The 19,226-nt window shown below is 29.2% G+C and carries 22 protein-coding genes; 2 read left to right on the top strand and 20 right to left on the bottom strand.

Annotation, left to right across the window (positions count from 1 at the left end; genetic code table 11):
- Positions 1 to 665 (bottom strand): magnesium chelatase domain-containing protein (locus tag E6248_RS04340; RefSeq protein ID WP_316339589.1); only part of this gene is annotated, 665 nt, incomplete at its 3' end.
- A 115-nt stretch (positions 666 to 780) separates the two neighbouring features.
- Between E6248_RS04340 and E6248_RS04335 the strand changes: the two genes are divergently transcribed.
- Complete coding sequence (locus E6248_RS04335; protein WP_136004852.1) at positions 781 to 1,152, top strand: YraN family protein; 372 nt, start codon at positions 781 to 783, stop codon at positions 1,150 to 1,152.
- 6 nt (positions 1,153 to 1,158) lie between these two features.
- Here E6248_RS04335 and E6248_RS04330 read toward each other — a convergent pair whose 3' ends face one another.
- The 19 genes from E6248_RS04330 to pta all read right to left on the bottom strand — a co-directional run bounded on the left by E6248_RS04330 (position 1,159) and on the right by pta (position 18,507).
- Positions 1,159 to 1,971 (bottom strand): ribonuclease HII, encoded by an 813-nt coding sequence (locus E6248_RS04330; RefSeq protein ID WP_316339588.1) that lies wholly within the window; start codon positions 1,969 to 1,971, stop codon positions 1,159 to 1,161.
- A gap of 1 nt (position 1,972) precedes the next feature.
- Positions 1,973 to 2,851 carry a ribosome biogenesis GTPase YlqF gene (gene ylqF / locus E6248_RS04325; protein ID WP_316339587.1) on the bottom strand — a complete coding sequence of 293 codons (879 nt, stop codon included), beginning with the start codon at positions 2,849 to 2,851 and terminating at the stop codon, positions 1,973 to 1,975.
- A gap of 118 nt (positions 2,852 to 2,969) precedes the next feature.
- Complete coding sequence (gene rplS, locus E6248_RS04320; protein ID WP_316339586.1) at positions 2,970 to 3,320, bottom strand: 50S ribosomal protein L19; 351 nt, start codon at positions 3,318 to 3,320, stop codon at positions 2,970 to 2,972.
- 113 nt (positions 3,321 to 3,433) lie between these two features.
- A complete protein-coding gene (gene trmD, locus E6248_RS04315; RefSeq protein ID WP_316339585.1) occupies positions 3,434 to 4,147 on the bottom strand; it encodes a tRNA (guanosine(37)-N1)-methyltransferase TrmD in 714 nt (237 codons plus the stop codon).
- A complete protein-coding gene (rimM, locus tag E6248_RS04310) occupies positions 4,137 to 4,634 on the bottom strand; it encodes a ribosome maturation factor RimM (RefSeq protein WP_316339584.1) in 498 nt (165 codons plus the stop codon). The genes trmD and rimM overlap by 11 nt, the downstream gene beginning before the upstream one ends.
- Positions 4,635 to 4,965: 331 nt before the next feature.
- Entirely contained in the window at positions 4,966 to 5,205 is a 240-nt protein-coding gene (locus E6248_RS04305; protein WP_136004842.1) for a KH domain-containing protein, read from the bottom strand.
- Between the two features lie 46 nt (positions 5,206 to 5,251).
- Positions 5,252 to 5,497 carry a 30S ribosomal protein S16 gene (gene rpsP, locus E6248_RS04300; RefSeq protein WP_066893821.1) on the bottom strand — a complete coding sequence of 82 codons (246 nt, stop codon included), beginning with the start codon at positions 5,495 to 5,497 and terminating at the stop codon, positions 5,252 to 5,254.
- 34 nt (positions 5,498 to 5,531) lie between these two features.
- A complete protein-coding gene (gene ffh / locus E6248_RS04295; RefSeq protein WP_316339583.1) occupies positions 5,532 to 6,884 on the bottom strand; it encodes a signal recognition particle protein in 1,353 nt (450 codons plus the stop codon).
- A gap of 19 nt (positions 6,885 to 6,903) precedes the next feature.
- Positions 6,904 to 7,233, bottom strand: coding sequence for a putative DNA-binding protein (locus E6248_RS04290; protein ID WP_316339582.1), 330 nt, complete (start codon positions 7,231 to 7,233; stop codon positions 6,904 to 6,906).
- A gap of 264 nt (positions 7,234 to 7,497) precedes the next feature.
- On the bottom strand, positions 7,498 to 8,412 hold the full coding sequence (gene ftsY, locus E6248_RS04285) for a signal recognition particle-docking protein FtsY (protein ID WP_316339590.1): 915 nt from the start codon (positions 8,410 to 8,412) through the stop codon (positions 7,498 to 7,500).
- Between the two features lie 16 nt (positions 8,413 to 8,428).
- Complete coding sequence (smc, locus tag E6248_RS04280) at positions 8,429 to 11,992, bottom strand: chromosome segregation protein SMC (RefSeq protein ID WP_316339581.1); 3,564 nt, start codon at positions 11,990 to 11,992, stop codon at positions 8,429 to 8,431.
- A 187-nt stretch (positions 11,993 to 12,179) separates the two neighbouring features.
- The gene (locus E6248_RS04275; protein ID WP_316339580.1) at positions 12,180 to 13,214 is read right to left on the bottom strand and encodes a radical SAM protein; all 1,035 of its coding nucleotides are present in this window, start codon (positions 13,212 to 13,214) and stop codon (positions 12,180 to 12,182) included.
- On the bottom strand, positions 13,204 to 13,905 hold the full coding sequence (rnc, locus tag E6248_RS04270) for a ribonuclease III (RefSeq protein WP_316339579.1): 702 nt from the start codon (positions 13,903 to 13,905) through the stop codon (positions 13,204 to 13,206). The genes E6248_RS04275 and rnc overlap by 11 nt, the downstream gene beginning before the upstream one ends.
- Before the next feature lie 130 nt (positions 13,906 to 14,035).
- The gene (gene acpP, locus E6248_RS04265) at positions 14,036 to 14,266 is read right to left on the bottom strand and encodes an acyl carrier protein (protein WP_316339578.1); all 231 of its coding nucleotides are present in this window, start codon (positions 14,264 to 14,266) and stop codon (positions 14,036 to 14,038) included.
- A gap of 76 nt (positions 14,267 to 14,342) precedes the next feature.
- A complete protein-coding gene (gene plsX / locus E6248_RS04260) occupies positions 14,343 to 15,344 on the bottom strand; it encodes a phosphate acyltransferase PlsX (RefSeq protein ID WP_316339577.1) in 1,002 nt (333 codons plus the stop codon).
- A gap of 54 nt (positions 15,345 to 15,398) precedes the next feature.
- Positions 15,399 to 15,584 (bottom strand): 50S ribosomal protein L32, encoded by a 186-nt coding sequence (rpmF, locus tag E6248_RS04255; RefSeq protein ID WP_136004818.1) that lies wholly within the window; start codon positions 15,582 to 15,584, stop codon positions 15,399 to 15,401.
- Between the two features lie 2 nt (positions 15,585 to 15,586).
- Positions 15,587 to 16,096, bottom strand: a complete 510-nt coding sequence (locus tag E6248_RS04250) for a DUF177 domain-containing protein (protein ID WP_316339576.1) — start codon at positions 16,094 to 16,096, stop codon at positions 15,587 to 15,589.
- 192 nt (positions 16,097 to 16,288) lie between these two features.
- On the bottom strand, positions 16,289 to 17,485 hold the full coding sequence (locus E6248_RS04245) for an acetate kinase (protein ID WP_316339575.1): 1,197 nt from the start codon (positions 17,483 to 17,485) through the stop codon (positions 16,289 to 16,291).
- Positions 17,486 to 17,511: 26 nt separating this feature from the next.
- Positions 17,512 to 18,507: a phosphate acetyltransferase gene (gene pta, locus E6248_RS04240; RefSeq protein WP_316339574.1), complete on the bottom strand. Its 996-nt coding sequence runs from the start codon at positions 18,505 to 18,507 to the stop codon at positions 17,512 to 17,514.
- Between the two features lie 221 nt (positions 18,508 to 18,728).
- Here pta and E6248_RS04235 point away from each other — a divergent pair.
- The coding region (locus tag E6248_RS04235) for a nucleotidyltransferase family protein (RefSeq protein WP_316339573.1) at positions 18,729 to 19,226 on the top strand (498 nt) is incomplete at its 3' end.

Below are 19,226 nucleotides of genomic sequence, written 5' to 3'. Positions count from 1 at the left end.
GCCCCAGGTGAACCAAACAACAATACATTATGATTTCCTGCAGCTGATATTTCCATGGCTCTTTTCGCAGTTTTTTGGCCAATTATATCTCCATAATCTAAATAAAAGTCAATCTTTTTACTTTCCTCTTCATTAAAATCATATGGTAATAAGTCTTCATTGTTAATAAAAGAAATTACTTCTACTAGGTTCCTAAAAGGATAAAAGTTACCTATATTAAAAGCTCTAATTTCTTTTAGATTATTTATAGGAAAAATAAAATTATTTTTCTCATTATCTTTTCCTTCAAATATAATAGGTAATATCCCCTTAATTTCTTTTAAGTCCCCAGCTAAGGATAATTCTCCAAAAATTATAAAGTCTTTTAAATCCTTATTGGCTATTTGATTTGATTTCATTAGTATCCCCATTGCAATTGGTAAGTCTAGTAATGAACCTATTTTTCTTATATCAGCTGGAGCTAAATTAATTGTTATTCTACCTAAAGGAAATTCATATCCACTATTTACTATAGCTGATCTTACTCTTTCCTTAGATTCTTTAACCGATGCATCTGGTAGCCCAACTATACTAAAGCTAGGCATCCCTTTATTAATATCCACTTCTACATTTACAAGCATTCCATCTAGCCCATTATGAGTAGCACTTATTATCTCTATTGACATATTCATCACCTCTATATGGATTATTGACAATAAATTTTAATAATTAACCATAAATTTGATTTTTTATATTATCTTTAGTCAATATTATAAATAAACTTAAATTTATGGTGATAAAATGAATAGTTTTAATAAAGATATAGGAAATTACGGTGAAGAATTAGCATTAACATACTTAGAAGATAAGGGATATAAGATTATCTCTAGAAATTTTAGAAATAAATACGGGGAAATTGATTTAATATGCAAATTCAAAGATTTATTGATTTTTATAGAAGTAAAAAGTAGGTTCAGCTCTCTATATGGAAGTCCACAAGAAGCTGTAACCTACTTTAAACAAAAACAAATATTAAAATTATGTAAGTTATATATTATGAAAAATAAATTATATAATTTAAATTGTAGATTTGATGTTATAGAAATTTATTTTAATATAAATCATGACTTATATTCTATAAATCATATTATAGATGCCTTTAGGGGTTATTAAAAATATCTACAAAATATTTTTTAAAAATGACATTCTATGTATATTAGAAGGTCCGTATTCTTTTAATCCCTGAATATGTTTTGAAGTACCATAGCCAGCATTTTCTTCAAAATAATAGTAAGGATATTCCTTTGAATATTCCTTCATTAAATTATCTCTATAAACTTTAGCTAATATAGAAGCGGCAGCTATTGAAGCAGATTTTGAATCACCTTTAATAACTGATTTATTTTCTATATTTATACCCTTTACTAAATATCCATCTGATAATACTAAGTCTGGCTTAATTTTCATAGAAGTACATGCTTCTAAAAATATACTATTATTACAGTAAGCAATACCTTCATAATCTATTTCTTTATTAGATTTTTCTGATATATAATAAGCTAATGCCTTTTCTTTAATTTCTATAGCTAATTCTTCTCTTTTCTTTTCTGAAAGCTTTTTTGAATCATTTAACCAAAGAATTAATTCGTCATCTATTACATTTAAATCTAAAATTACAGCACAAGCTACAATAGGGCCAGCAAGAGGACCTCTTCCTACTTCATCAACACCTGCTACATATCTATAATCTCCAAACCCCTTATCAAAATTATACATATTCCTAACTCTATTATATTCTTGTTTTATTTTTTCTTTTTCTTTATTAAGTCTTACACTTAATGCTTTAACATTCTTTCTTGTATCTAATCCTAATTTATCAATTAAGTAAACTAGCTCAGCATTATTTCTTTCTTCATTAATATTTATTGAATCAACAAAAGCTTTAATATCTTTATAGCTTAATTCTTCAATATTCATATTTAATAATTCCATACTAACCCTCAACTTCTTCATTTGAAATATCTTCATTTGGATATTCTAATGAAATATTCCCCATCTTACCGCCTCTAAATTCATCTAATAGTATTACTGCTATTCTATTATAATCTATTTCTCCACCTTTAACTAAGCACCCTCTTTTTCTAGCAATGCTATTTAATGTTTCAAGTGGATCTTCATTAACTTCTTGAATTTTATATCTTTCAATAAGGTTATCTTTATAACGAGTTTGTAGTCTTTTTACTAAGTTAAATGAAAGCTCTTCTATATCCATAATTTCATCTTTAATAGCTCCAGTAAATGCTAAGTTAAGTGCTGTTGTATCATCTTCAAATTTTGGCCATAATACTCCAGGTGTATCTAGCATTTCTATATCCATCTTAGTTTTAATCCATTGTTTACTCTTTGTAACCCCTGGTCTATCCCCTGTTTTAGCTATATTGTTTTTAGCCATCTTATTTATAAATGTAGATTTTCCTACATTAGGTATTCCTACTACCATAACTCTCATTTGTATTTTAACTAAGCCTTTAGACTTTAATCTATCATGTTTTTCTTTTAATAGTAATTCTAAGGTAGGCTTAATTTGATTTAATCCTTTTCCAGTTAAACAGTTAACTTCTAACACTTTAACATTTTCTGAAGATAAATGATTCATCCACATTTTTGTAACTTTATTTTCAGATAAGTCACTTTTATTTAAAAGTATTATTCTAGGTTTTCCCTCACAAAGCTTATCTATATCTGGATTTGCTGAGCTTCTTGCTATTCTTGCATCTCTTATTTCAATAACAGCATCAACAAGTTTTAAGTTTTCCTTTATTTCTCTTTGAGTTTTTTTCATATGACCAGGAAACCAATTTATTTTACCCATTTTCTATTTCCTCCTTTAAGTCTTTATTATTATTATATCAAAATTTCCATATATAAATCTTATTTATTTTAAACAAAGAAAAAGGGACTTATAAAAGTCCCTTACTTAATCATTAGAATTATCTAACGTTTAATTCTTTAACTTTAGCAGCCTTACCTACTCTATCTCTTAAGTAGAATAATTTAGCTCTTCTAACTTTACCTTTTCTAGTAACTTCCATCTTATCGATAATTGGGGAGTTAATTGGGAAAGTTCTTTCTACTCCAGTTCCGTAAGCAACTCTTCTTACAGTGAAAGTTTCTCTTAATCCACCGTTTTGCTTCTTAATAACTGTTCCTTCGAACATTTGAACTCTTTCTCTAGTTCCTTCTTTGATTCTAACATATACTTTAACAGTGTCTCCAACGTTAAACTTAGGTAGATCATTTCTTAATTGTTCAGCTTCAATAGCTTTTATTAATTCGTTCATTGTGTAAGTCCCTCCTTGATTATTTATTAGACGTTCATAACAAAACCTTGACAGAGGACCGCCCGTACTAACACAAAGGTTATTTTAACATAATTATTTTTATTGTTCAAGATTTATTTGTATTTTTCTAATATTTTTTTATCTTCTTTACTTAGTGTAATTTTACTATATAAATCTGGTCTTTTTTCTTTAGTTATTTTTAGAGATTTAAACCTTCTCCACTTTCTTATATTTTCATGATGGCCTGAAAGTAATATTTCTGGAACCTTATCACCTTCAAACTCCTCAGGTCTTGTATATTGAGGATATTCTAGAAGCCCCTCTGAAAAAGATTCATCTTCAAAACTTTCATTTTTGCCTAAAACTCCACTTTTAAGTCTTAGTATAGAATCTATAACTGGTATTGCTGCCATCTCTCCTCCAGTTAATATAAAATCACCTAAGGATATCTCTTCATCTATGTACTTATAAACTCTTTCATCTATTCCTTCATAGTGCCCACATACAAATATAAGCTCCTCTTCTTTAGATAGCTTAAAAGCTAAATCTTGATTAAAAGTTTTACCTCTTGGTCCTAAAAATATTACTTTCCCCTTATTTTCTTCTTTAACATCTCTTATAGCATCTACTAAAGGCTGTGGCGCCATAACCATTCCAGCCCCACCACCATAAGGATAATCATCTACTTTTTTATGTTTATTTTTAGTAAAATCCCTTATATTTATAGCTTGTATTTTTACTAAATCTTTTTCCTGAGCTTTACCTATAATACTATGATTAAATATATCAAACATCTCTGGAAATAAAGTAAGAATATTAATCTTCATCTTGCCATTCTCCCACAGGCTTAATTGTAATTTTTTTATTTTCTACATCTATATCTGTAACTATTTCTAATAGTACAGGTATTAAAAGTTCCTTAGGTTTTTTAATCCAATATACATCATTATTTTTAGTTTGTATAACATCAAAAATTTCCCCTAAGTCTTTTCCATTTGTATCATAAACTGTACATCCTATTATATCTGCAATATAATAAGTATCATCTTCTAAAGGAACTGCATATTCTCTTGGAATTTCCATATACTTATTTTTATACTTTTCAGCTTCCTCAATAGAGTTAATTCCTTCAACCTTAACTATAACTCTATCTTTTTGATATTTAACACCTTGTATTTTTCTTTCTATTCCATCTATAAGAACGAATTCTAAATCGTTATACCTTTTGGGATCATCTGTTAGAGGAATTACTTTAACTTCCCCCTTTAATCCATGAGTATTAACTATTTTACCAACTCTTAGTATATCCTTCATTTTGCACCTCATACAATTTTAAGTTTTTAAATTTTTTCATATAATAATATTTCTAATATTTCCATAGATCTATGTTTCAATAAATACTTTAAATTTTATAGTCTTATAAAATTTAAAGTAAAAATCTTTTTAATGCGAACTACATCAGTTGAAATCATCGACCTTTTAATTTTATACAAATTATCAAAATAACTATATATCTTAAGTATTTTTAACATGAACTAACTTAGTTAAATGTAAAAAACTTTATTACAACTTATATATTATATAGATATATTAGAAGTATTACAATTTTTTTATTAAATTATGTTTAAAAAGAGTTAGGAATATCCTAACTCTTTTTATCAATAATTTCAACTACTACTTTTTTATCTTCTTTAATTGCTGCTGCTTTAACAACGGTTCTAATAGCTTTCGCTATTCTACCTTGTTTACCAATTACTTTTCCCATATCTGCAGGAGCAACCTTTAGTTCCAGAATAATTGATTGCTCTCCATGTATTTCAGTCACACAAACTTCATTTGGATTATCCACTAAGGATTTAGCTATGTTTTCAATTAATTCCTTCATAAACACCTGTAATTATATAATAATTACAGAGTTCACCTCCTAAAAATTACTTATTTAATCCTGCTTGAGTAAATAGTCTCTTAACTACATCTGTAGGTTGAGCTCCATTTTGAACCCATTTAGTAGCTTTTTCTTCGTTGATTTTGATTTCAGCTGGTTCAGTTAAAGGATTGTAGTATCCAATTTCTTCGATGAATCTTCCATCTCTTGGTGCTCTTGAATCAGCAACAACTATTCTGTAGAAAGGAGCTTTCTTAGCACCCATTCTTCTTAATCTGATTTTTACTGCCATGTCTTTTTCACCTCCTTTAAAAAATAATAATATATTAACTCATAAATGGCATTTTACCAAAGAATCCTTTTTTAGATTTCTTTTGTAGAGATTTCATTTGTTTCATTTGTTTTCTCATTACATCAAATCCCTTAATGAGTTTATTAACTTCTTGTAGTGATGTTCCTGAGCCTTTTGCTATTCTCTTTTTTCTTGAAGAAGAGCCCGCAATAAGCTTTGGATTTCTTCTTTCTTTAGGTGTCATTGAAAAGATTATTGCCTTAACTCTTGATAACTGTTTTTCACCAGCATCAAAGTCAAAATCCTTCATTTCCTTTGGAATTCCAGGTATCATCTCCATAATCTTACTTAATGATCCTAATTTTTTCATTTGTTCCATTGCTGTCAAATAATCTTCATAAGTAAAATCATTTTCTAGCATTTTTGCACTTAATTCTTGAGCTTCTTTATCATCAAAGGCTTGCTGAGCTTTTTCTATTAAAGATAGAACATCTCCCATCCCTAATATTCTTGAAGCCATTCTATCAGGATAGAAGACTTCAAAGTCACTCATTTTTTCACCTACACCAATATATTTAATAGGTTTTTCAGTAATATGTCTAATTGATAAAGCAGCTCCACCTCTAGTATCACCATCTAGCTTAGTTAATATCACACCAGATACATCTAATGTACTATTAAAGCTTTCAGCTACATTTACTGCATCTTGACCTGTCATAGAGTCTACAACAAGTAAGATTTCTTGAGGTTTTACTTCAGCTTTTATGGATTTTAATTCATCCATAAGACTTTCATCAATATGAAGTCTACCAGCTGTATCTATAATTATTACATTATTTCCATTTTCCCTTGCGTGTGCTATTCCAGCTTTTGCTATATCAACCGGACTCACTTTATCACCCATTTGGAAAACTGGAATATCAATTTGCTTTCCAACTACCTCTAATTGCTTTATAGCTGCTGGTCTATATATATCGCAGGCTACAAGTAGAGGCTTTTTATTTTGCTTTCTAAGCTGTAGTGCAAGCTTTCCGCTCATGGTAGTTTTACCAGCCCCTTGCAGACCAACCATCATTATAACTGTTGGACCTACAGAGTTAAAGTTTAATTTACTTTCACTACCACCCATAAGTTCAGTAAGTTCATCGTTAACTATTTTAATAACTTGTTGCGCTGGAGTTAGACTTTCTAATACATCATTTCCAACACATTTTTCGCTTACTTTTGAAATAAACTGTTTAACAACTTTAAAGTTAACATCTGCTTCTAATAAAGCTAACTTTACTTCCCTCATAGCTTCTTTAATATCTTTTTCAGTAAGCTTCCCTTTACCTCTAAGTTTTTTAAAAGCTTCCTGCAATTTGTCAGATAAACCTTCAAAAGCCATATTAAACCCTCCTATGATTCTATAACTCTTCCAATATATTTTTGTATCTATTATAATCTTCTTTAGTTATTGAATATTTTTCTTCAAATTCTTTTAGAAGATTATTTATTGTTTTTTCTTGCTCAAAACTTTTCTTAAGCAAGCTAAGCTTCTCTTCATAGGATAGAAATTGTTTATAACATCTCTTAATTAAATCATGGATAGCTTGACGACTTGTGTTATTCAATTCAGCAATTTCAGCTAAGGATAAATCCTCATTATAATAAAGCTCCATAATTTTATACTGTTTTTCCGTTAATAATGGCCCATATAAATCCATTAATAATGAAATCTCAACCCTATCTTCCATTTCATCACCTTACCCACAAAAGAGATTTTAACAAAACAATTTCTTGCTGTCAAGTACTTTTACTTAACACCCTATAAAAAATTTAAAATGAAGAATTAAGAATGAAGAATTGATGAAATAAATAAGCTAAAGCTTATTTAAAAAACTTTACTTTTATTCAGAAATTTAGCTAATGGCTAAATTTCATAATTAATTTTTCATTTTCCATTTTCCATTCTTAATTTCTTATTTTTTTAATTTCTTCATTCTTTCATTTTTTTCATCCTAGAATAGTGCTTCTGCAAAGCTTTCTGCATCAAATTCCTGAAGGTCTTCTATACCTTCCCCTACTCCTATGTATCTTACAGGAATATTTAAAGAATTTTTTATAGATATAACCACTCCACCTTTAGCTGTACCATCTAGCTTAGTTAATATAATTCCATCTATAGGACATGCCTCCATAAATTGCTTTGCTTGAATTACAGCATTTTGACCTGTAGTTGCATCTAAAACTAATAATGTTTCCTTTTCTACTCCATTAAATTCTCTATCTATTATTCTTCCTATCTTAGATAATTCATCCATAAGATTTTTCTTATTATGAAGTCTTCCAGCCGTATCACAAATTAATAAATCTGTATTCCTTGATTTAGCAGCATTTACAGCATCAAAAACTACTGCAGCAGGATCTGCCCCTTCACTATGCTTAATTAAATCTACGCCAGCTCTTTGACTCCATACTTCAAGCTGATCTATTGCAGCTGCTCTAAATGTATCTGCTGCTGCAAGTAAAACCTTCTTTCCTTCTGCTTTATTTTTCGCAGCAAGCTTTCCTATTGAAGTAGTTTTACCAACTCCATTTACACCTATAACTAATAATACCTTTTTTCCATTCTCTTCTTCTACTACTTCTTCAGCACCTTCAAGTAACATATCTCTTATTACTTCTTTTAACGCAGGATATACTAAACTTGGATCATTAATTTTTTCTTTTCTAATCTTAGCCTTTAGTCTATCTATTATTTCTAAAGTAGTATCCATACCTATATCAGACATAACTAATATTTCTTCAAGTTCTTCATATAAATCTTCATCTATAGTAATTGCTAACTTTAAAGTTTCATTTATTTTATCCGTTAATGCATCCTTTGTCTTTGATAAACCAGATTTTAAATTGTCAAATATCTTCCCAAATATAGCCATAATAAGCCTCCTAATTACTTTTACTTAAATCTACAGAAACCACTTTAGATATACCTTTTTCCTCCATAGTGACACCATACATAACATCACTTGCTTCCATAGTTCCTTTTCTGTGAGTAATAACAATAAACTGAATATTTTCTGAGAATTCTTTTAAGAATTCAGCGTATCTATAGACATTGGCATCATCTAAAGCTGCCTCTATTTCATCCAAGATACAGAAAGGAGTAGGTTTCATTTTTAAAATTGCAAATAATAACGCAATAGCCGAAAGAACTTTTTCTCCCCCAGACATCAAATTAATATTTTGAAGTTTTTTCCCTGGTGGCTGAACATTTATTTCAATGTTTGCAGTAAGTTCATCTCCTTCTCCTAATATTAATTCAGCTGTTCCACCTTTAAATAAATCCTTAAAAGTTTCTCCAAAGTTTTCATTTAAAATTTTAAAGTTTTCTTTAAAGAGTTCTTGCATATTAACTGTCATTTCATTAATTACTTTTAAAAGCTCTTCTTTTGCTTTGTTTAAGTCCTCTTCTTGAGTTGACATAAAATTATACTTTTCAACTACTTCCTCATATTCTGCAATAGCAGCTAAATTTACTGTACCTAAAGCTGAAATCTTAGCCTTTAATCTAAATATATCATCCTTAGTCTTAGCAATATTAAATACCTCTATTGCAATTTCCATAGCTTCTGCTAAGGTTAAGTTTAATTCATCATTTAATCTAAAATAATAACCTTCTCTTTCGCTTTCTAATTTAGCATGAGAAATTTCTTTTTTATTTAACTCATTTTCTAAACTTCTTATTTCATCTATTAAATTATTAGCTTCTACATCTTTTATTTTTAACTTATCTTTTAATGTTATTCTCTTAGCTTCATCATATTTAAATATATCCTCAAGATCTTTTAGTCTAGAATTTATATTGTTTATAATCTCAATATTTTTTTCAATTTCATCTTTTAAGTAGTCTATGCTATTATGCTTTTCTTCATTGTCTTTTTTAAGAGAAGAAATTCTTTCTTCTTTTTCTTTCTCTTCTCTTTCTTTCCTCTTAATATCTACTTGTCTACCATAAACTATTTCATCTAATTTTGCTTTGCTAATTTTAATTTTTATACTTTCATCCTTAGCATCATTATATGAATTTTTCTTTTCTATAAGGTTATTTTGCATAAGCATAACCTTTTCCTTATTATTTTCATTTTCTATTTTTAAATTAGAAAGAGCTTCTTCTTTATTTTTAACATCTAGCATCAATCTATTTAAGGTTTCCTTATTGAAAGAAAGTTCTTTTTTAGAAACTTCAAGAGAATTTTTAAGTTTTAAACTCTCACTTTCAAGTGCTTTTACTTCACCATCTAACCTTGTGATTTCAATAACTTTTTCATGAACTTCATCACTCTTATTTAATATCTCTTCATCAATTAACTTAACTTCTTCTCTTATCTTAGTAAGCTCATTAACTTCTAAAGAATACTTTTCCTTATTTTCTTTTAATGAATCTTCAAACTCATGCAATTCTCTTTTTCTACTTAAGATACTTGAGTTGTTTTTCTTATAGATACTTCCTCCTGTTAAAGCTCCACCTGGACTAATAACTTCCCCATGAAGAGTTACTATCCTGAACTTATAACCACAAGCTTTTGAAATATTTAATGCTGCATCCATATCTTTAGCTATTATTGTTTTTCCTAAACTATAATCCATAATGTTCTTATATTTGCTATCATAGCTTATTAAATCAGATGCAATTCCTAAATATCCATCTATACTTAATATATCTTTAGTAACATTAAGCCTATTACCCTTGATTATATTAAGAGGTAAGAAAGTTGCTCTACCTAAGGAGTTCTTCTTTAAATACTCTATTAAAAGCTTTGCATTCTTTTCATTTTCAGTAATAACATTAGATATCGCTCCACCTAAAGCAACTTCTATAGCTGTCTCTAAATTTCTATCTACTGTAAATATTTCTCCTAAGACCTTAGTCCCTCTTCCATAGGGTAAACTTCCAGAATCTATTCTTTCCATTAACCTTTTTATAGATAGCTGATAGCCTTCATAGCTTTTTTCTAAATCCTTTAAAGTACCAAGTTTACCTTCTAAATTATTTATTTTCTTAGAATACTCTCTTATTAATGATTCCTTCTTATTTACCTTAGAATTTAAAACACCAATATTTCTTCTTCTATTTACTATTTCTTCTTCTAAATTTTCTTTTTCTCTCTTTAAACCTTTAATATTTTCATTAATACTTAAGATCGTAGCTAAATTAATGCTTATATTTCCTTCTATTGCTTTAAGGCTGCTTTCACCATTAACACTTAATTCTTCTTTACTGCTAATTTCTTTATTTATTAAAGAAATATTATTATTAATTTCAGCAGTCTTTCTTAAGATTTCAAATTCTTCTTCCTTAATTCTTTGGATTTCTTTTTCTAGAGATTGTATTTCAGAATTTAAATTGCTGCTCTTTTCCTCTAAAGATTTAATTAAATTTTCTTCTTCTATTTGTTTCTTTATTTTCTCTTCAAGGTCTTTTTCAATAATTAATTTTTCTTCTCTTGATTTAATTACTTCTTTTTCTAATATTGTTACTTGTAATAAATCCTTATCTATTATTTCTTCATAATTCTTTATTCTTTCTTTAAAGATTTCTATATCTTTTAAGCCTTTATTTACTTCTTCTTTTTTACTATAGTATTCTGTCTTTTCTTCTTTATTTTTACTTTCTAAGGCCTCTATTTCTTTTTCTATATCTATTAAGACCTGTCTCTCACGGTTTAATTTTTGCCTATTAGCTTCTATATCAGATTTTTTTAAACTTATAGCTTTATTTACTTCTTCTATATCATTATCAATATTTTTAATATTATTAACTAATAACGATACTTCTTTTACTTTAAGCTCTGATGCATAATCATTATATAATAATGCCTTTTCTCTTTCTTCTCTTAAGGGCTCTATTCTCTCTTCATAAGTAGAAATTATGTCTCTTATTCTTACTAAGTTAGACTCCGTATTATTAAGTTTTTTTTCTGCTTCTTCTTTTCTAGTCTTAAATTTAACTATTCCTGCAGCTTCTTCTAGTAAAGCTCTTCTTTCTTCAGGCTTACCACTTAATATAGCTTCTATCTTGCCTTGCCCAATAAGGGAATATCCTTCTTTACCTATACCAGTATCCATAAAAAGACTATGAATATCTTTTAATCTGCATTTTTGATTATTTATTAAATATTCAGTTTCTCCTGATCTGAATATTCTTCTAGTTATAGTTACTTCTGAGTAATCTGTATCTAAAGAATTATCTGTGTTATCTAATGTAAGTGAAACTTGAGCTAGTCCTACTGGTTTTCTAAATTGTGTCCCAGCAAAAATTACATCTTCCATCTTTCCTCCTCTTAGAGTTTTTACACTTTGTTCTCCAAGAACCCATCTTACAGAGTCAGATATATTACTTTTACCACTACCATTTGGCCCAACTACAGCAGTAACTCCTTTTTTAAACTTTAACTGGGTCTTATCTGCGAAAGATTTAAACCCTCTAATTTCTAGGGACTTTAAAAACATAGACTTTCTCCTTATCTATACAAATGATACTAATAAACTAAGTGAAAACATAATAGCTAAAGCTATAGTAATAATATATATCATTTTTTGCCTTGTTTTCTTCTTCACAATTACCACTCCTGTCTTATTTTAGTTTATAGCATTAAAGGTAAAATATCAATATAAGGTAGACAAAATCTAGTCTACCTTATAACTCAACATCTATTATTTTCTCAGTAACAATAACCTTAACTTTACCTCTTTTTTGCTTTTCCATTTGCCTTACAATTATTTTTCCATTATGTTCTTCTATTAGCCTACTATAATAATATTTTTTATTTGCATAAAGTTTACTTATATCCTTTGGATTAATTTCTATTATTATATCTTTATCATTTGCTATAGAGTTTTTTATATTATCACATAGCAAACTTCCTTCAACTAATTCTCTAAAGGCTGGATGGAAAGGTCCATCTATTACATCTTTTCCTAAGGTTATATTTTCTGTTGGTTGAAGCCCAACCCTTATTATATTTACAGAAGCATTATTATATAACTTATATATCTCCTTAGATACTTCTACAGCTTCTTCTAATGTATAAGGTATATATTCTCCTCTTTTATGCATTTTAGCCATAGGAGTTTCTTTAATTACTAATGAAGGATATATCCTACATATATCCGGCTTCATTTCAATAGACTTTTTAGCAGTTTCTATATCCTTATTAAAATCATCTCCAGGAAGCCCTGGCATAATTTGATGACCTAAAGTAATTCCGTATTCCTTAATTAACTTAGAAGCATTTCTTACATCTTCTGCTGAGTGCCCTCTTCCTGATAATTTTAATACTTCATCATCTAAAGATTGAACTCCAAGCTCTATAATATCTACAGTAAACTCCTTTAAGTAATCTAAAATATATCTGTTAATAGCATCTGGTCTTGTAGACATCCTTATTTTATGTATTAACTTCTTTTCTTTATATTCCTTAGCAACTGCAAGTAGTTCTTTTTGCTTATTAACATCTATTGCTGTAAAGGTACCTCCAAAAAATGATACTTCCACTGTTGAATTTTTACTATCTATTGTCTTTAAGTATTCATCTATAGTATTTCTTACATCGTCTGCCTTAACTTCATCTTCAACTTCTTTTGCAATCTTATCTTGATTACAAAATACACATTGATGAGGACAGCCTATATGAGAAATAAATATTGGAATAATATAATGCTTATTGCTCATTTAATCCCTCCAAAGCCTTAAGTGCTGATCTTGCTGCGTTTTGTTCTGATTCCTTTTTACTATAACCTTCACCACATCCAAGCTCTTTATCCTCAATTATTACAGATGTAAAAAACTTTCTTCTATGTGGAGGTCCTTCATACTTTAATAATTCATAAATTATTGATACTTCCCCTGATTTTTGCATTTCTTCTTGAAGTTTTGTCTTATAGTCTAAAACAATATCATTATTAATTGCCTTATCTATTATTTCTTTAAAGTGACCAATGATATAATCCTTTGCAAATTCTAAACCTTTATCTAAATATATAGCTGCAAGCAAGGCTTCAACAGCATCTGCTATAATAGACACCCTTTCTCTACCACCAGTAAGTTCTTCTCCTTTACTTATTCTAATAAAGTAACCCAAATTAAGCTTCTTACCAATTTCATACAGTGAATTTTCACAAACTATTAAACTTCTTATCTTAGTAAGTTCACCTTCACTTTTATCTTTATAATTTAAAAACAAATATTCTGTAATACATAATTGCAGTATTGAATCTCCTAGAAATTCAAATCTTTCATTATATTCTTCGTCCCTATGTTGATTGGCATAAGAACTATGGGTTAACGCTGTTTTCAGTAGCTTTTCTTCATTAAAAGTTAACCCAATATACTCTTCTATTTCTTTAATATTAAACTTCGCCATATTTCCATCTCCTCGAAGTTCATTCTTCAATTTGCTTTTTATATTATAACTTCTATTAAAGCGAGCAAATTCAAGAATAAACTATATTTGAAATTTTAAATATAAAATCCCGCATTATTGCGGGATTAAATTATTCTTCTACGTGATTTTTTAAATACTTAACTACATCTCCAACTGTTTTAAAGTTCTCAGCTTCTTCATCAGGGATTTCAGTATCTAATTCATCTTCTAAAGCCATCATTAGTTCAACTAAATCTAATGAATCTGCATTTAAATCATCTACAAAAGAAGAATCCATTGTTATATCATCTTCATTAACACTTAATTTTTCAGCTATAATTTCCTTAACCTTATCAAACATCTGCATCACCTCCTAAATAACTTCATTTAGATAATAGTATATATTATTTCTATAGTCAATATACTGAATGATATAATTATATATTATTTTGAAGTTCTGCTTTAATTTTTTCTAACACACCATTGTCGTAAAATGTTTTCGTTTGTCTAATAGCATTTTTAAAGGCTTTTCCATCAGAGCTTCCATGTGCCTTAATACATATACCATCTACACCTAAAAACGGCGCTCCACCATATTCTTTATAGTCAAATTTAACTTTTAAAGATTTAAATACAGGTTTTAATAATCCTGCTCCTAATTTACTTATTAAACTACCCGCTAAAATTTCATCCTTTATCATACTTAATAAAGTAGATGCTACACCTTCGTACATCTTAAGCAATGTATTTCCAACAAACCCATCACACACTAAAACATTCACGTCTCCTTTTGATGTATCTCTTGGTTCTACATTCCCTACAAAATTTAAATTACTCTCTTCTTTTAAAAGCTTATAAGTTGCTTTTGTTAGTTCATTTCCCTTTTCCTCTTCAGCCCCTATATTTACAAGACCTACTGATGGACTTTTATTACCAATAACACCTTGATAATAAACCTTTCCCATTTTGGCAAATTGAACTAAATAATTAGGTTTAGAGTCAACATTAGCACCAGCATCAACTATCATAAAGCTACCATTTTTACCTGGCATTATTGGTGCAAGGGCCGGTCTCTCTATCCCCTTTATTCTTCCTACAACAAGTGTACAGCCTGCTAAAAAGGCTCCAGTACTCCCCCCAGATATTACAGCATCACATTCTTTATCCTTAACGAGCTTCAAAGCCTTATATATACTAGAATCTTTTTTCTTTTTTAAAGCCATTACAGGATGTTCATTCGGTGAAATTATTTCTCTAGCATCAATTATATTAACTAAAGATTTATCGTAATTATAATTCTTTAGCTCCTCTTCAATTTGTTCCTTTGGACCAGTAATATAATACTCTATTCCTTTGTATTCTTCTAGGGCCTTAATTACTCCTTCTATTACAGCTTTAGGAGCATTATCTCCACCCATACCATCTATAGCTATTTTCATATATTTTCACCTCTTTTTCCTATATATAAAGAAAAGAAAGTCATTTGACTTTCTTTATTCTTCTACTGAAGCAACTACTTCTTTACCTTTATAGAAGCCACAATTCTTACAAACTCTGTGAGCTAATTTCATTTCATGACATTGTGGACATTCAACTATTCCAGGTAAGCTCGCCTTAAAAGTTTGAGCTCTTCTTGAATCTCTCTTTGCTCTATATGTTTTTCTCGCTGGATTTCCCATCACTACACCTCCTTATTTCCAAACAACTCTTGTAACTTTGCCAGTCTTAAGTCTACATCATTTGTATTACAATTACAAGAACCTTCGTTAAGATTTTTACCACATTGGTAGCAAAGTCCTCTGCAGTTGTCTGTGCAAAGTCTCTTAATAGGTAAGGTTGAAATAATAACATTTTCAACAATTTCAGTAATATCTAAGATATTACCATCTACAAAAATAATTTCTTCATCATTTTGAAGTTCATTATTATTTGTAAACCTTTCTTCTATTTCAATATCTATTGGATAGATAAAGGCCTCTAGGCATCTTGAACATTTTAAATCTAATTTTGTTTTTATTGAAGCTCTTAGAGTTAAAACATCTCCAATAGAGGTAATATTTCCAACTACAATTAAAGCTTCTACAGCTTCTATTTTTTCTCCATCAAAATAGAGTGGTTTTAAGTCATATGTTACATTTATTTCTTTTTTTCTGTTTCTAGATGAGTTAAAATCTGAAAATTGTATAATCATATGTAATTGCTCTAGATATTATCTTCGTATCTTACAAGATACATTATGTACAAAAGTACATAGCTCGAGCCAAGCTTTATTTCACTCCTTAGATAAATATTTGCCGAATAAACACAATTTATTATATAAAGTGCATGATTAAAAGTCAAGCATTTTAACGAAAAACTGCCCTTTTAATTATGCACTTTATAATTACTTAGTTAATTCTAAAGTGTCTCTTGCAATAACTAATTCTTCATTAGTTGGTATTACGAAAGCCTTAACTTTGCATCCATCTTTAGAGATTTCTCTAACTTTACCTCTAACATTGTTTTTCTCTGTATCTACTTCAACTCCAAGGAATTCTAATCCCTTAAGTATAGATTCTCTAGTTTCAGGTCCATTTTCTCCTACACCAGCTGTGAATACAATTGCATCTACTCCACCCATAATAGTAGCATATGATCCAATTGTAGCTCTTACCTTATATTCAAATATTGATAAAGCTAATTTTGCTCTATGAACACCTTCTTTGAAAGCGGCATCTTCAATATCTCTAAAGTCAGAGCTTATTCCTGATATTCCAAGAACTCCAGACTGTTTATTAAGTAAATCATTTACTTCTTCTATAGTTAAGTTTTCTTCTTTCATTAAGAAAGTAACTATTGCAGGGTCAATAGCTCCTGATCTTGTACCCATCGCAACTCCTTCAAGTGGTGTAAAGCCCATGGAAGTATCTATAGATACACCATTTTTAATTGCTGCTAAACTTGCACCATTACCTAAGTGGCAAGTAATAATTTTTAAGTCTTTGATATCTTTTCCCATAACTTCAGCAACTTTTTGTGATACATATTTATGAGATGTTCCGTGGAATCCATATTTTCTTATTCCATGCTTCTTATATAAGTCATATGGAAGAGCATAAAGATATGCTTCTTCTGGCATTGTTCCATGGAATGCAGTATCAAATACAGCTACCATCTTAGTATTAGGCATTAATTCTTCACAAGCTAATATCCCAATCATATTTGCAGGGTTATGTAGCGGTGCTAACTTAAAGCATTCTTCTATATACTTCTTCACTTCATCATTTATAATTACTGAAGACTTATATTTTTCTCCACCGTGTACTACTCTGTGTCCTACGGCATTAATTTCATCCATTGAAGAAATTACACCATTTTCTTTATCTACTAAGGCATCTAAAACAAGCTTAATTGCAATCTTATGATCCTTCATTGGTTGCTTAACAATATACTTTTCTCTTCCTTCTACCTTTTGTGTTAATACAGAGCCCTCAATTCCTATTCTTTCAACTAGGCCTTGAGCTAATGACTCCTCTGTAGACATATCAATTAATTGGTATTTTAGCGATGAACTACCGCAATTAATTACTAATACTTTCATTTGTTTTCTTCCTCCTTAGGGGGTATTTATTTTTGTGCTTGAACTGCTGTCAGTGCTACAACATTAATTATATCATCTGAACTACAGCCTCTTGATAAATCATTGATTGGCTTAGCGAAACCTTGACACATAGGTCCTATAGCTTCTGCATTAGCAAATCTTTGAACTAATTTATATCCAATATTTCCACTTTGTAAATCTGGGAAAATTAAAACATTGGCTTTACCAGCTACATTACTATTAGGTGCTTTTTGGCTAGCAACTTTTTCTACTATAGCAGCATCTAATTGTAATTCTCCATCTATTAATAGATCAGGTCTTAATTCTTTAGCAAGCTCAGTTGCTTTTCTAACCTTATCTACCATTTCATGATCTGCACTTCCCATAGTTGAGAAAGAAAGCATTGCAACTCTTGGTTCAATCTTACAAAGATTTTTAGCAGTATCTGCTGTTGCAATTGCAATTGCAGCTAATTGTTCATATGTTGGATTTGGGTTAACTGCACAATCTGAGAATAGAAGCATTCCTTCTTCCCCATACTTAGAACCTGGTACCATCATAATAAAGAAGCTAGATACTACTGATACTCCTGGTGCTGTTTTAATTATTTGAAGACCTGGTCTTAAAAGATCTCCTGTTGTATGAACTGCTCCAGATACCATACCATCTGCATCATCTAGTTTAACCATCATAGTTCCAAAATATAATGGATCTCTAACGATTTTTTCTGCCTTCTCAACAGTCATTCCTTTATTCTTTCTTAATTCATAAAACTCATTTACATAAGCTTCTAATCTGTCTGAAGTGTTAGGATCAGCTATTTCAACACCTTCTAAATTAACTCCAAGCTCTTTTGCCTTATTATTTATTATATCCTTATCTCCTACTAAAATAACATCAGCTAAACCTAGCTCATGAATTTTTTCAGCTGCTACTAAAGTTCTTTCCTCATCGCCTTCTGGAAGAACTATTCTCTTTCTATCAGCCTTCGCTGCATTCCATAATTTATTCATAAGTTCCATAACGTTTTTCTCCTTTCAAAAAAGATACGCTCTTTTCTTCATATACTAATATACTCCTAAGTACCTATATTTTTCAATATAAAAAACTCAAAAGAATTAATTCTTTATATTGGGAATATTCAGAATAATAATTCTCTTTGATTATAACATACTAATACACAGTTTTCTTATTTTTTTATTATGTTATAATAATTTTATATTTCCCATTAAGGAGTGTATTTATGAATATAACAGGTATAATAACAGAATATAATCCCTTTCATAATGGTCATTTATATCATTTAAACTCTGCAAAGAAAAATACAGAATCCCATGGTATTGTGTGCATTATGAGCGGAAATTTTGTTCAACGAGGAGAACCTGCAATAATTGATAAATGGAAAAGAGCTGAAATGGCATTATTAAATGGAGTTGACTTAGTTATAGAACTTCCGACCTTTTATGCTTTATCTTCAGCAGAGTTTTTCGCTAAAGGTTCTGTTTCAATATTAAATAGTATAGGTGTAGTAGATAATCTTTTTTTTGGAAGTGAATGTGGTAATGTAAATTCTCTTTATAAGATTGCTAAAGTTTTAACTTTCGAAAGTGAAGAATTTAAAGAAATTATTAAGAAAAATTTAGGAAAAGGGTTAACTTACGCAAAGGCTAGAGAAATTGCTTTAATAGAAACTTTAAAAGATGAATCCTTAAATACTATCATATCTTCATCAAATAATATT

The organism is Clostridium sp., assembly GCF_032552055.1.
In the GTDB taxonomy this organism is placed as follows: domain Bacteria; phylum Bacillota; class Clostridia; order Clostridiales; family Clostridiaceae; genus Clostridium.
This window is presented reverse-complemented; position numbering and strand designations above follow the sequence as displayed.